This window comes from Oryzibacter oryziterrae (genome assembly GCF_021864535.1).
In the GTDB taxonomy this organism is placed as follows: Bacteria; Pseudomonadota; Alphaproteobacteria; order Rhizobiales; family Pleomorphomonadaceae; genus Pleomorphomonas; species Pleomorphomonas oryziterrae.
Genome location: NZ_JAKJIC010000007.1, coordinates 187274 through 199988, shown reverse-complemented (window position 1 = coordinate 199988; position 12715 = coordinate 187274). Strand labels below are relative to the sequence as shown.

Below are 12715 nucleotides of genomic sequence, written 5' to 3'. Positions count from 1 at the left end.
GATCGCGGCTTCCTCCCTGGAGCGCTTGCCGTGATCGCCTGGTCTCTCTTCATTCCCGCCTGCTTTGCGCTCAATTGCGCTCCAGGTCCCAACAACATGCTGGCGCTGACCAATGCGGCGCGGCTGGGGTTTGTGCCGGCCCTCCTGGGCGGCCTGGGGCGGATGCCGGCCTTTGCCTTTCTGATCTTCGTCACCGTGATGGGGCTCGGCGCGGTGATTGCCGCGTCGGCGGAGGCGTTTCTCGCAGTCAAGATCCTTGGCGCCGTCTATCTCGTCTATGTCGGTGTGCAGGTGCTGATGAAGGCCAAGGTGCTGGCCGACGTGCAGTCGACCGACACGTCGGTGCGCGAGTTGATGCGGCGCGACTTCACCATGGCCATCACCAATCCCAAGGCTATCGCCGTGTTCACCGCCTTTTTCCCGCAGTTCCTGACCGCCGATGGGCCGGTCTGGCAACAGCTGACGGAAATGGGCGTCGCCTTCCTGGTCATGGAAGTGGGCGCCGTTGCGCTTTACGTGCTGGCCGGCGCGTTGCTGCGCGGCGTGCTGCGATCGCGCAATGTGTTCATCTGGCTCAATCGCGTGGTCGGCAGCGCCCTGATTGCCGCCGGCGGGGCGATGGCGCTGTCGCGGGGGTGACCCGACGGTGCGTTGAGTTGCAAAAGATCAGGACGGCGGCGGTGCTGCCCCAATCTTGCCGTGTGGTGCCGTCAGACTGAACTTTGTCCTTCCTTCCCTGCTCCGATCTCAAATCGGCGCCCCGCGTGCAAAATGTCCATTCTTGATAGGCCGCTGGTGCGCCGCAGTCGTCTGATCGGTGTGCTTGCCCTGTCCCAGATCATCGGCTGGGGCACCACATTCGACATGCCCGGCGTGATGGGCCGCCACATGGCGCCGGATGTCGGACTGACGCTCAGCGTCAGTTTTGCCGGGCTGACGGCGATGATGCTGATCGGCGGCCTCGCCGGGCCGAGCATTGCCGCGCTGATCGAGCGCATCGGTGCGGCGCGCGTGCTGGCGCTCGGCTCGCTGGTGATGGCGCTGGGGCTGGCCATGCTCGCGGAGGCCTTTGAGCCGATCGGCTATTTCGCGGCCTGGACGGTGATCGGCGTCGGCGGCGGGCTTGGGCTGTCGATGCCGGCCTATGCGTCCACCGTCGAACGGGAAGGGGCTGCCGCGCGGCGGACCATCGGCATCCTCATGATCTTCACGGGCCTGTCGAGCACGGTGTTCTGGCCCATTCTCGAGGCCGCCACCCAAGCCATGGGTTGGCGGGCGGCCATCTGGCTGATGGCCGGTCTCAATCTTTTCGTCTGCGTGCCGCTGCATCTCTTCGGCCTGCCCAAGGTGCTGGCCGTATCCGCCGATTCGCCTGCGCCTGCAGGCCCGGAGGATGCCCTTGCCTTGACGGCGTCGCAGCAGCGCCTGGCCTTCGTGCTGATCTCGACCTTTTCGGTGAGCTGCAGCTTCACGACCTTCGGACTGGCGGCGTCCTTTCTTGAACTGCTGCGCGCGGCGGGGGCTTCGCCGGAGACGGCGCTCTGGCTCGGGTCGATCCGGCCGGTGCTGGGCATCAGTGCGCGGGCGGCCGATCTTCTGGTCGGCGGTCGCACCGGACCGGTGCTGCAAGGGATGATCGCCGTGTTGCTGATGGCAGCGGGCTTTGCCCTGCTCGGGTCGGGCGCCATCGGTCTGTTAGCCGCCTTCGTCGTGCTCTATGGGCTTGGGGCCGGCATTGCCGCGGTGACGCGGGCCGTGCTGCCGCTCGCCTTCTTTCCTCCTGACAAGTTCGCGCGCCTGTCCGGCCGGCTGGCCCTGTTCCAGAGCGTTGCCAATGCCATAGCGCCGGTGGTGTTCATGGCGCTTGTGGAGAGCGGCGGCGCCAGTGTCGCGGCGGCCGCCGGCAGTGCCTTGATGGTGGTGGCGCTTGTGGCCGCCCTTTGGCTCAAGCGGCTGGAACGCGGGGCGGACGTGACAACCGTCGCCCCGCTTGGATGACCTTGGGCCGATCCCGCGCCTGTCCGGCGATCATCCCTCGATGTTGGGCTCCACCAGCTTGGCCAGATTGGTCAAACTCTGCTGCCAGCCAAGATAGCACATCTCCACCGGGATGACGTCGGGGATGCCCTCCTGGCAGATGGTGAGTTCGGTGCCGCAGGCGACGGCCTTGAGCTCCACCGTGACGGTCATCTCGCCGGGGAGCGCGGGATTGTCGAACTTGTCATTGTAGCGCAGGCGCTTGCCGGGGACGAGTTCGAGATAGGTCCCGCCGAAACTGTCGCTGGCTCCGGTGGTGAAGTTGCGGAAACTCATGCGGAAGGAGCCGCCGACCGAGGCGTCGAGGCTATGGACCGTTGCCACGAAGCCATCGGGCGGCAGCCACTTGGCGAGAGCGTCTGCTTCCGTGAAGGCGCGGTAGAGTTTCTCCGGCGTGGTGGTCAGCACGCGGTGAAGATTGACGGTTCCGGGCATGGGTGAGCTCCTCTCCTGTGGCGGGTTCGTTGGCTTGTGCTTTCCTCCAGAGCACGTGAAATCCCTTATATCTGATGTTTGCTTGTCAGGTAACGAGAATGAAAGGTCGTCTGGGCGGCTTGTGTGTTGTCGCCGGCAACACCGTCATTTGGCCCATTGCGAAGGATCGGGGAGCCTGTCTTGTCTGGTGCGGCGCGCTCGCTGGCGTGCCTGCCCCGAGGCCGACGCTCAGCTTCGGCGCAGTTTTGTTCGATCCGACAAGGTGCTCATGACATTTGGCATTCATTTGTCCCAAGCCATCCACTAGCATGTGCGCAAAGCATTCCTGAATGAAGGCCTTGTCATGATCACTGCGACCCGCATCCTCCCCGCCGGCACCTGGTCCGGCATGCCCGCCGACACGCTGACGCTGGACCGTGATGACCGCCATCGTCGCCGGCTCGTCATGCGCTGCTCGGGCAAGACCGTCTTCCTTCTCGATCTGCCGGAAGCCAAGGTGCTGAAGGATGGGGACGCGGTGGAGCTTGAGGACGGGCGCCTGATCCTGGTGCAGGCGGTGCCCGAAGCGCTTCTGGAGATCACGGCGGCCAGCGCTGCCGATCTGGTGCGCGTTGCCTGGCATCTGGGCAACCGGCATCTGCCGACCCAGTTCAAGGGCGACAAGCTGCGCATTCGCGAAGACCATGTGATCGAGGACATGCTGGGCAAGCTCGGGGCCGAAGTGAAGCATATCCTTGCCGCCTTCGATCCGGAGGGTGGTGCTTACGGCCATGGCAGCGTGCAGGGGCACGACCATGATCATGGGCACGGGGGGCACCACGGCCATGATCACGATCATGACCACGGGCATCACCACGCCCATGGGGAGGATTGCGGCTGCGGGCACGATCACGGTCATGCCCATGAACACGAACATGACCATGGCCACCATCACGCGCACGGCGAGGCTTGCGACTGTGGCCATGACCATGGGCACTCCCATGAGGCAGACCATCACCATGGCCACGGGCACCACCATGCCCACGGTGATGACTGCGGCTGCGGCCACGACCATTCCCATGGCCACAGCCACGGGCACGATCACAAGCATGACTGAAGCGGAAGGCCGTTGGGACGGCGCGGCCCTTGTCCGGCTGATGACCTGGCTGTCGCCGGCCTTTCCGGTGGGCGCCTTCACCTACAGCCACGGTCTTGAATGGGCGATCGAGGAGGGGACGGTAACCTCAGCCGAGGCCCTGCGCGCCTGGATTGCCGAGGTCCTGGCCTTTGGCGCCGGCCGGAGCGACGCCATCCTGCTGTCGGCTGCCTACGACGCGAGCCGCGCCGGTGAGATGGACCGGCTGTTCGAGGTGGCGGAACTTGCCCACGCCCTGCAGCCGTCTAGGGAGCGCCGCCTTGAAGCCGGCGCGCAGGGAATGGCTTTCGCGCGCGCGGTTGGCGACACCTGGGGTGCGCCGACGCTTCTGTCCTTGGCCGAGCGCCTCAAGCCCGTTCCGGTGACCTACGCGGTGGCGGTGGGCGCGGCGGCGGCCGATCACGGGCTGCCGAAGGCGGCGACCGTCGAGGCTTTTCTCACCGCCTTCGTCGCCAATCTCACGTCGGCGGCGGTGCGCGCCGTGCCGCTTGGCCAGACCGACGGGCAGCGGGTGATCCGCGATCTCGCCCCCACTGTCGCCGCCGTGGCGTCCCAGGCGTTGCTGGCTTGCCTCGACGATGTCGGCGGCTGCGCGCTCAGGGCCGACGTCGCCTCCATGCTTCACGAAACCCAGTATACGAGGTTGTTCCGCTCATGACGAAGTCGAAGAATGGTCCGCTCCGCGTCGGTGTCGGTGGTCCGGTCGGATCCGGCAAGACGGCGCTGATGGATGCGCTGTGCAAGGCGCTGCGCGACAGCTATGACATCGCGGCCATCACCAACGACATCTACACCAAGGAAGACGCCGAGTTCCTGACCCGCTCGGGCGCGCTGACGCCAGACCGCATCGCCGGCGTCGAGACGGGCGGCTGCCCGCATACGGCGATCCGCGAGGACGCCTCGATCAATCTCGCCGCCGTGGCGGAGATGAACGCCCGCTTCCCCGATCTCGACGTCATCCTGATCGAGAGCGGCGGCGACAATCTGGCGGCAACCTTCTCGCCCGAACTTGCCGACATCACCATCTACGTCATCGACGTTTCGGCCGGCGACAAGATCCCGCGCAAGGGCGGACCGGGCATCACCCGCTCGGACTTGCTTGTGATCAACAAGATCGATCTCGCCCCTTATGTGGGCGCCTCGCTCGAGGTGATGGATCGCGATGCCAGGATGATGCGCAAGGCCAAGCCTTTCGTGTTCACCAACGTGCGTGCAGGCCACAATGTGGACGCGGTGGTGACCTTCATCGAAGAGGCTGGCGGGCTCAGGGGGTAGGTGACTGTAGGGCAGCTTTGCAGGCCACGACGTGGGACCGGCGGCGAAGATTGCCGCTGGTCGGATTCGATCCAGTTTGTCCTTTGCGCGCAAGGCAATGTTCACCATGCATGGTTTTCTTTTTTGAGAATGGAATAGACGTTTCCGTCAGGCGTTTTCCTGATGCTGGGCCGGTCGAACTTTGTTGGGCGGCGCAGGGACGGGTTGGTCAGGAGAGATCTCAGTGTTGTGGCCGCAGTATCCGGTCATCTTGTGCGCTGGGGAGACTTTCTTGAACTGCAAGCATCGGGAACAACAAGCCATGTTGAAGAAGCATTTTCTTGGATTCACTTTCATCGCCTCGCTCGGATTCCTGCCTGCGGTCGACGCTCATGCCGGCATTTACGAGATGCTGATGGCGCGTTCGCATGGTGGAGACAACGTGTCCGTCGACCAGCAGGGTCAGGACGATCAGGGCCTCAACGACAACGGTTCCGACGACAATGGCGTCGATGCCAATGACGGGACCGATGACAACGGCGTCGACCCAACCGACAACTCCGACGACAATGGCGTGGATCCCACCGACGGGACCGACGACAACAGCGTCGACACCAATGACGGCTCGGACGACGACGGCGAGGATGTGACCGACACCAGTGACGATTCCGATCATTCGTCGGAAGAGAGCCACAGCCATGGCGGCGACGACGATCATGATGAGCATGACGGCGCGGATGCCTCCAGCCATCATTCGGGCGAGTCAGAGCATGAAGGCTCCGACAGCGACGGCGGCGACAGCGACAAGTGACGGCTTCTGCCCCGCCGGCAGAGTGGCGGCGGGGCGCCTTTCATACCAGTTCTGCCGAAGATGCTGACGCATCGGCTCATTGGGAGTGTTTCGAATTTCTCATTTTCTTCAATGATATGAGGAATCCGAAAGCGGAATGTCGAGGTCATTTTCCATGACACTCGCGATCACGGGGGATGTGGCGCGCAAGGCGGCCACATTGAGGGGGCATCCATCATGTTGAAGAGAGTGTTTCTGGCCGCGCTCGGCGGACTGTCGGTTGCTAGCGCCCATGCGGCGGTGGTGGAGTTCCGCGGCGCCATCTGCCTGACCAGCAAGACCACCGCCTGCACGGCCGACGGCTGGGACGTGGGCGACTGTTTCACCATGCGCTATTCGCCGCGCAATCTCGGGACCAATGGTCCTTCGACCGAGTTCACGTTGCTCGGGCCGGCCTTTGCCGACAATTACGAACTTGCGACCGGGAGCCTGGTGGGCACCACGTTCAAGGCGGTCAAGGGCACGCATGTGGGGCGGACGGGCTATGCCTTCAGCCCGACCATGAAGATCACCAAGCAGACGCCGGCAACGCCGACGGCGACCAGCCCGACGCTTGCCATCCTCGGCAACATCACCAACTTCGGCGACACCACGGGCTGCACGATCGGCTTCTCGGCTACGGGCGTGAACCGGCCCTGATCGGCTCAATAGTGGGGTGGTGGCGGTTCCTTGCCGGTGTTGGCACGGGCCGCCAGCTCCATTTCGCCCATCTGGTCGATCAGTCCGGAGACGAGGCGCTTGAGGACGTCGATTTCCTTCCACTGCGCGGTGACGGCAGCGTTGAGGTCCTCGATCGTCTGGTCCTGATAGGCGAGCTGGACCTCGAGCTTCTCGATGCGCGCGATGTGGTCTGTCTCGTCTGCCATTTGCGTGCCCTTCGGCGTTCTGAACGAAAAATCAATCGGCTAGTCCTATCATCGGCACCTGCGTGGGGAAACGGATTTTTCCCGCGGCAAGCTCAGGGGCCGGATCATGGCCGATTTCGTGCACGCTTACTGGTCGCAAGACGAGCTGTTCATCAACGCCGTCCTGTTTCTTCACATTCTCGGGGCTTTCGCGCTCGGTACCCTGATCGGCTACGAGCGAACCTTCCACGGCCACGCCGCGGGCATGCGCACCTATGCGCTGGTCTGCACCGCCTCGACCATCCTGATCGTGATCAACGCCTATCCGTCGCATTGGTACGGAGGGCTCGGGCAGGCACCGACGGTGTCCGACCCGACGCGCGTGGTGCAGGGGCTGGTGACCGGCATCGGCTTTCTCTGTGCCGGTGTGATCATCAAGGAGGGGTTCACCATCCGCGGCCTGTCCACGTCGGCCTCCATCTGGATGACGGCGGCCATCGGCATCGTGGTGGGGCTTGGTTTCTATGGAACGGCGATTGCCGCGACCGGGCTGACCATGCTGGCCATGAGCGGCTTCCGCCTGGTGGAGAACCAGCTGCCGCAGCAATGCAACGCCCATTTCAACCTGGTCTACGAACTGGGACATCAGCCTGACGAGGCGACCGTCCGGGCGCGCATCGAGAGCTTTGGCTATCGCGTCCTCGATCTTGCCTATCACAGCCATCGTGCCGGCCATGCCTTCAGCTACACCATGGTGCTGCAGACGCGCGCGCCGGGACGACAGGCGGAGCTGGTGCAGGCCTTCGCCTCGGCGGATGAGCTGATGGAGCTCAAGCTGGCGCCCTCGCGCAATTAGCGGCAGGGCTCAGCGGGGGAAGGATTTTACCACTTCGGCCTTGCCAAGCTCGGTGGCGAAGGTGCCGGGGCCGTCCTTGGCATAGACGGTCCAGATGTAGCGATGGGTCTCACCGGCCGGAGGGCAGGGGCCGAGATAGCTGAAGGCGCCCGGCGCAATCAGCCGTTGCCCCTTGTAGCGGACCGTGCCGCCGCCGTGCTTGAAGCCCGGTGCGTTGAGATCGAGCATCTCGAAGACCAGAACGCGCGTGCGGGGCGGTACGCCACTCAACGCAAAGGCGGGATTGGGTATGAGATGGGGGCTGCCGGTGTTGCAGGGCGGCGTCCGGCCCCAGGCGGTGTCGAGAAGGAAGTCGTCGGCGGCTGCGGGCGCGCTGAAGCCTGCCAGGGCGAAAGCGGCCAGAAGCGGGGCTGCAAGGAAGGGTTTCTTCGACATGACGGGTCTCCCTCGGCCACATGGGGCAGCCGATGATTCGGGGCTGCTGCAAGACTAGCAAATTTTGCAGCGGGTGGGCCCTGCCACGATCGCCGGGCGAAGGGGGATGTTCCTGCCTTGTCAAGCCGGGCGGCACGGTGCACAAGGACGGATGGGTGAGGCGCCCCAAGGGGATGCGCCCAGTCGGTCGGTTCTGCCGGCAATCCTGTTTCTCAACTCCGACGGCAGTCCCTGTCTTGTCCTCCATTGCCCTGAATGTCCTGCCCATCTTTCTGCTGATCCTGATCGGTTGGGCGCTCGTGCGGACGCGCCTTCTCAAGGCTTCGGTCGGCGATGGTCTTGGTGATTTCGTCTTTCGCGTCGCGGTGCCGGTGTTGCTGTTCCGCACGATCGCGGAGGCGAACTTCCAGGGGCAATCGCCCTGGAGCCTGTGGGTCGCCTATTTCTCGGGAGTGGCGGTGACCTGGACGATGGGCCATTTCGCGGTCACACGCCTGTTCGGTCAGGATGGTCGCATCGGCGTGCTGGCCGGCGTCTCCTCGGCTTTCGCCAACAACGTGTTCATCGGCCTGCCGCTGGTGTCGCGCATCGTCGGCGATCAGGGCGTTGTGGCGCTGTCGATCCTGCTCTCGGTGCATTTGCCGGTGATGATGATCGCCGGAACCTTGCTGATGGAGCGGGCCGAGCGCATTGCCGGCGGGGCGGAGGCCCAACCGATCGGTAAGGTATTGCGCACGGTGGGACACAATCTGGTGACCAATCCGCTGGTGGTCGGTCTGGTATTGGGGGCGTTGTTTCACCTGGGCGGCATGCCGCTCTCCGGGCCGATCAAGGTGGTGGTCGACCAGATTGCCGGTATTGCCGGGCCGGCGGCGCTGATCTCGCTGGGCATGGCGCTCAACAAATACGGGCTCAGCGACGGTGTACGTCCGGCCTTGGTCACGTCGACCTTCAAGCTAGTGCTTCTGCCGGCGACGGTGTTTGCGGCCAGCCATCTGCTGGGGCTCAGCCCCAACTGGACCGCCGCGCTGGTGCTGACGTCGGCGGTGCCGACGGGCGTGAATGCCTGGCTGATTGCCAATCACTTCGGTGTGGGCCATGGCCTCGCCTCGTCGACCATCACGCTGACCACGGCGGTTGGCGTGGTGACCGTATCTGCCTGGGCCTGGCTTCTGGGTACCTGAAGGGTGCAGCATCTTTTTGGGTCGGGCGTGCGACGCCCTCTCGCATTTGCGAGAGGCGCCCTATAGATTGCTGGCACTGTCAAGAATGACCGGAGCTGCTGCCTTGCCCGTTCTGAACCGCATTGCCGATATTGCCCCTCAAGCCGCCGAATGGCGTCGCGATCTGCACCGCAATCCGGAGCTGATGTTCGAGGTCCATCGCACGGCTTCCGTGGTGGCCGAACGGCTCAGAGGGTTCGGCCTCGACGAGGTGGTGACGGGGATCGGCCGGACAGGCGTGGTCGGCGTGTTGCGGGGCAAGTCGCCCGGACGGGCAATCGGCCTCAGGGCCGACATGGATGCCTTGCCGATCGAGGAGATCACCGGCGCTGAATGGAGCTCGCAGGTCCCGGGCATCATGCATGCCTGCGGTCATGACGGGCACACGGCCATGCTGCTGGCGGCGGCCCGCCATCTTTCGGAAACGCGCAACTTCGCGGGGACCGTGGTGTTCGTCTTCCAGCCGGCGGAAGAAGGCGGCGGCGGTGCGCTCAAGATGATCGAGGACGGCCTGTTCGAGCGTTTCCCGGTCGATGAGATCTATGGCCTTCACAACATGCCCGGCTTGCCGATCGGCCATTTCGCCATTCGCTCCGGCGCCATCATGGCGTCGACCGATCGCATTGCCATCGAGATCACCGGGCGGGGCGGTCACGCGGCCCGGCCGCAGGAGACCATCGATCCGATCCTGGTGGGCGCGCATATCGTCAGCGCCGTCCAGTCCATCGTCGGGCGCAATGTGGACCCGATCGCCTCGGCGGTGGTGTCGATCACCACCTTCCATGCGGGGACGGCGGAGAACGTCATTCCGCAGTCGGCGACCCTGACCGGGACGGTGCGGGCGCTCGATCCGGCTGTGCGCGATCAACTGGAGGCGCGGCTGCACGGCGTGGTGCAGGCGGCTGGCGAGATGTTCGGTGCGCGCACCAAGCTGACCTATGTGCGCGGCTATCCGGTGACGCTCAATGATGCGGACGCCACGGGCTTTGCCGCAGCGGCGGCGCGCACTGTGGCGGGCGAAAGCCGTGTCGACGCCGATACCGTGCCGATGATGGGTGCGGAGGATTTCTCCTACTATCTCGAACGGCGACCGGGTGCGTTCATCTTCATGGGCAATGGCCCATCAGCCGGCCTGCACCATCCCGCCTATGACTTCAACGACGATGCCATCGTTCATGGCGCGAGCTGGTGGGTGCGTCTCGTGGAAGATCGGCTCGGCGCCGGCTGACGGTCAGACAATCGAGGAGACAAGCGGCGGTCAGGACGCTCTTGCGCCGCCACCGCCGGCCTTCATGCCGGTCGACATGCGCTCGGCGGCACCGCGGAGCGTCATGCGCAGGGTGGTGGCTTCTTCGGTACTGACGACTTCGCCCAGTTGCGCGCCGATGCGCTTGCTGGCTGCGCGCAAGGCTGCCAAGGCGAGATTGGCGTCGGCCACGCTGCGCTCGGTGTTGCCAGCCGCGGATGGTCGGGCGGTTACCACGAGGCCGACGGTCTCGAAGCTGATGCCCTTGATGTCCACGATGAGATCGACCGGGGTGGTTCCCAGGCGGGCATAGGTGGCGAGGATGGCAAGGCGGACAACGGCGCGCAGATCCTCGCGCGCGCCGGCCACTTGCGGGGCTTCGTCGGAGGACTGGACGGTGCCGATGAGGTCGACGTCCTGTGCGCTCTGCACCCACTCGCGGGCGAAGGCCGTGATGTCGATATGCACCTCCGGCGCCTTGCCGTTGCCGAGCAGAGAGATGCAGCTTTCCAGCATCAACTTCAGTTCGAACTCGCGCCGTGCCGCGTTGTGGACCTGCTTGACGCTCTGTTGGAGGTCGGCTTCCGCCTTGAGGCGTGCGAGGTGGATGGCGCTCACGTCGGAGGCCATGGCCACGGTGGTCGGGGTGCGTGTCTCGGCGCCGACAATCAGGCTGCCGAGAAGAGCAAAGCGGCTTTTCTTCTGGGTGGGAATTTCCACGAGGTGGGCGGCGTCGCGGTGGTCGTCGAGGTAGACCTTGATGTTGGTCTTGTCGCCACTCTCAATGTCGCGCACCACCAGAGGCGCTGTGCCGAAGGTGTTCACCACGTCCCGGGCGAAGATCTCGTTGGCGGCGGGATTGGCGAACATCGGCGAACCGTCCGCCGACATTTGCAGGATCGGGAAAGGTGAGTGCTCAAGGATGGCGTCGGCGACCATGACCTTGGTCCGCCAGATCTCGGCCAGAGACGAACGCAGGCGTTCCACGGCGAGGGCGATCTGTCCCACCTCGGTGTCGCTGGTGTGGAGCGGGGCTCCGAGGTCAGCGCTGGCAGGATCGGCCAAGGTCTTCTGCATGGTTCTGGCGATCCGCCGCAGGGGCCAGGCAACGAAGAAGATGAAGATCAGCGCCATTGCCGTGGCGGCGGCACCGCCGGCAATGGCGACCAGGATCAGGGTGCGGCCATCGCGCAAGGCTTCAAGGTCGGTGATCTCGCCCGTCGCGACGCGAACGAGAATGTGGAAGGGCGTGCCGGTGGTTTCGGGGGAATAGTAGAACTCCACCCGGTCCGTGCTCGACTGCTTGAAGATGCTGCGTCCGGTCTGGACGATGGACTGGAAGCTGGTTTCCGTCGGTTCGCCGAAGGTTTCCTGAAGATGGCCCGAGGCATCGAACAAGGCGCCGCCCTTGATGGCGTCGATGACCACCAGGCGTTCGGCCACGCGGGAGATTTCGTCGGCCTTGTTCTGAAAGCGGGGATCGATGGCAGCCTGGATGGTTGTGCGCATGTCGGCATAGCGACGGTCGATGAAGCGCGCGGTATCGGCGACCCGCAGGGTAACCACTGACAGATACATGGCTCCCGCGACGACCACGAAACAAATCGCAGCCGCTCTGCCGACAATTGATTTGTGGAACGCGAAGATCGACAAGGCTGTTGGCTTCTATCTGGCAGGCAGCTGGAGCAAGGGCACGCAGGGATCCAATTGATCCAACATATAACTTCGGTAATGTTTCATTGGCGTTAACATTAAGCTACCGAACGCAGTAGTCGGCAATTTTTACAGGGTTACTGCCATGTGATCACTCCGCCTTGCCGGGGTGTCAGATAGAAGACGTGAGACAGTTGCAGACTGCCCTCCGGGAACAGCAGGGTCAGCAGCGCATTGAAAGGGCTCCTGTAGGGATAGCTCACGCGGCCGACCACGACTTCGCTGCCGTCAATGGCGTAGGACGCAGGTACTTCGACCGGGCTTGCTGCCCCGTTGGCATAGGTCGTGCCGTTGCGCTGTGCCGACCAGGCGATGGTCTGGCTGGAGCCGGAGATCTGGATGACGAGCAGGTCGATCGATGCGGACGCCGGGTTGTTGGGTTCCAGGATGGCGGCGGTCGCGTCGAAGATGTCGGACATCTCGGCCGAGCTGATCGTCGTCTCCTCGGCAACCAGATCGGCAATGGTGCTGGCGCAACGGCTCACCTTGCGATCCAGCGACAGGGCCGTGGTGGTCTCGACACAGCCGGCGTAGAGCATCAGCATCAGCGGCAGCAACAGCGCAAATTCAACGGCGGACACACCTGCCTGGCAGTGGCGAAAGCGGCGGACGATGGAAACCGCGCGCTCAAGAGCTCGGGGCAACGGGTTCGACGCGCATGGGGGGGACAGGCAGGCGAGAACTCG

At 64.4% G+C, this 12715-nt stretch carries 15 protein-coding genes; 10 read left to right on the top strand and 5 right to left on the bottom strand.

Annotated features, from left to right (window positions below; all coding sequences use genetic code 11):
• Positions 1 to 30 precede the first annotated feature (30 nt).
• The gene (locus L2I41_RS09950; protein WP_237153394.1) at positions 31 to 639 is read left to right on the top strand and encodes a LysE family translocator; all 609 of its coding nucleotides are present in this window, start codon (positions 31 to 33) and stop codon (positions 637 to 639) included.
• Between the two features lie 132 nt (positions 640 to 771).
• On the top strand, positions 772 to 1998 hold the full coding sequence (locus L2I41_RS09945) for an MFS transporter (RefSeq protein WP_237153393.1): 1227 nt from the start codon (positions 772 to 774) through the stop codon (positions 1996 to 1998).
• A gap of 30 nt (positions 1999 to 2028) precedes the next feature.
• On the opposite strand, the gene L2I41_RS09940 is transcribed toward L2I41_RS09945, so the two are convergent.
• The gene (locus L2I41_RS09940; protein ID WP_237153392.1) at positions 2029 to 2472 is read right to left on the bottom strand and encodes an SRPBCC family protein; all 444 of its coding nucleotides are present in this window, start codon (positions 2470 to 2472) and stop codon (positions 2029 to 2031) included.
• A gap of 343 nt (positions 2473 to 2815) precedes the next feature.
• On the opposite strand from L2I41_RS09940, the gene L2I41_RS09935 reads away from it, so the two are divergent.
• From L2I41_RS09935 to L2I41_RS09915, 5 genes are all read left to right on the top strand, one after another.
• Positions 2816 to 3568 (top strand): urease accessory protein UreE, encoded by a 753-nt coding sequence (locus tag L2I41_RS09935; RefSeq protein WP_237153391.1) that lies wholly within the window; start codon positions 2816 to 2818, stop codon positions 3566 to 3568.
• Complete coding sequence (locus L2I41_RS09930) at positions 3453 to 4265, top strand: urease accessory protein UreF (RefSeq protein ID WP_237153390.1); 813 nt, start codon at positions 3453 to 3455, stop codon at positions 4263 to 4265. The genes L2I41_RS09935 and L2I41_RS09930 overlap by 116 nt, the downstream gene beginning before the upstream one ends.
• Entirely contained in the window at positions 4262 to 4882 is a 621-nt protein-coding gene (gene ureG, locus L2I41_RS09925) for an urease accessory protein UreG (RefSeq protein WP_237153389.1), read from the top strand. The genes L2I41_RS09930 and ureG overlap by 4 nt, the downstream gene beginning before the upstream one ends.
• A 301-nt stretch (positions 4883 to 5183) precedes the next feature.
• Positions 5184 to 5672 carry a hypothetical protein gene (locus L2I41_RS09920; RefSeq protein WP_237153388.1) on the top strand — a complete coding sequence of 163 codons (489 nt, stop codon included), beginning with the start codon at positions 5184 to 5186 and terminating at the stop codon, positions 5670 to 5672.
• A gap of 216 nt (positions 5673 to 5888) precedes the next feature.
• Complete coding sequence (locus L2I41_RS09915) at positions 5889 to 6350, top strand: hypothetical protein (protein ID WP_237153387.1); 462 nt, start codon at positions 5889 to 5891, stop codon at positions 6348 to 6350.
• 5 nt (positions 6351 to 6355) lie between these two features.
• On the opposite strand, the gene L2I41_RS09910 is transcribed toward L2I41_RS09915, so the two are convergent.
• Positions 6356 to 6577, bottom strand: coding sequence for a SlyX family protein (locus L2I41_RS09910; protein ID WP_237153386.1), 222 nt, complete (start codon positions 6575 to 6577; stop codon positions 6356 to 6358).
• Positions 6578 to 6683: 106 nt separating this feature from the next.
• Here L2I41_RS09910 and L2I41_RS09905 point away from each other — a divergent pair, with 106 nt between their 5' ends.
• Positions 6684 to 7412, top strand: a complete 729-nt coding sequence (locus tag L2I41_RS09905) for an MgtC/SapB family protein (protein WP_237153385.1) — start codon at positions 6684 to 6686, stop codon at positions 7410 to 7412.
• A 9-nt stretch (positions 7413 to 7421) separates the two neighbouring features.
• Here the strand turns inward: L2I41_RS09905 and L2I41_RS09900 are convergent, their stop codons facing one another.
• A complete protein-coding gene (locus tag L2I41_RS09900; protein ID WP_237153384.1) occupies positions 7422 to 7847 on the bottom strand; it encodes a YbhB/YbcL family Raf kinase inhibitor-like protein in 426 nt (141 codons plus the stop codon).
• Between the two features lie 236 nt (positions 7848 to 8083).
• Between L2I41_RS09900 and L2I41_RS09895 the strand changes: the two genes are divergently transcribed.
• Both L2I41_RS09895 and L2I41_RS09890 read left to right on the top strand, forming a co-directional pair.
• A complete protein-coding gene (locus L2I41_RS09895; protein WP_237153383.1) occupies positions 8084 to 9031 on the top strand; it encodes an AEC family transporter in 948 nt (315 codons plus the stop codon).
• A 103-nt stretch (positions 9032 to 9134) separates the two neighbouring features.
• Positions 9135 to 10298: a M20 aminoacylase family protein gene (locus tag L2I41_RS09890; RefSeq protein WP_237153382.1), complete on the top strand. Its 1164-nt coding sequence runs from the start codon at positions 9135 to 9137 to the stop codon at positions 10296 to 10298.
• A 30-nt stretch (positions 10299 to 10328) separates the two neighbouring features.
• On the opposite strand, the gene L2I41_RS09885 is transcribed toward L2I41_RS09890, so the two are convergent.
• Together L2I41_RS09885 and L2I41_RS09880 are read right to left on the bottom strand one after the other, a co-directional pair.
• The gene (locus L2I41_RS09885; protein WP_237153381.1) at positions 10329 to 11912 is read right to left on the bottom strand and encodes a hypothetical protein; all 1584 of its coding nucleotides are present in this window, start codon (positions 11910 to 11912) and stop codon (positions 10329 to 10331) included.
• A 194-nt stretch (positions 11913 to 12106) separates the two neighbouring features.
• Positions 12107 to 12610 carry a TadE/TadG family type IV pilus assembly protein gene (locus tag L2I41_RS09880; RefSeq protein WP_237153380.1) on the bottom strand — a complete coding sequence of 168 codons (504 nt, stop codon included), beginning with the start codon at positions 12608 to 12610 and terminating at the stop codon, positions 12107 to 12109.
• Positions 12611 to 12715 lie beyond the last annotated feature (105 nt).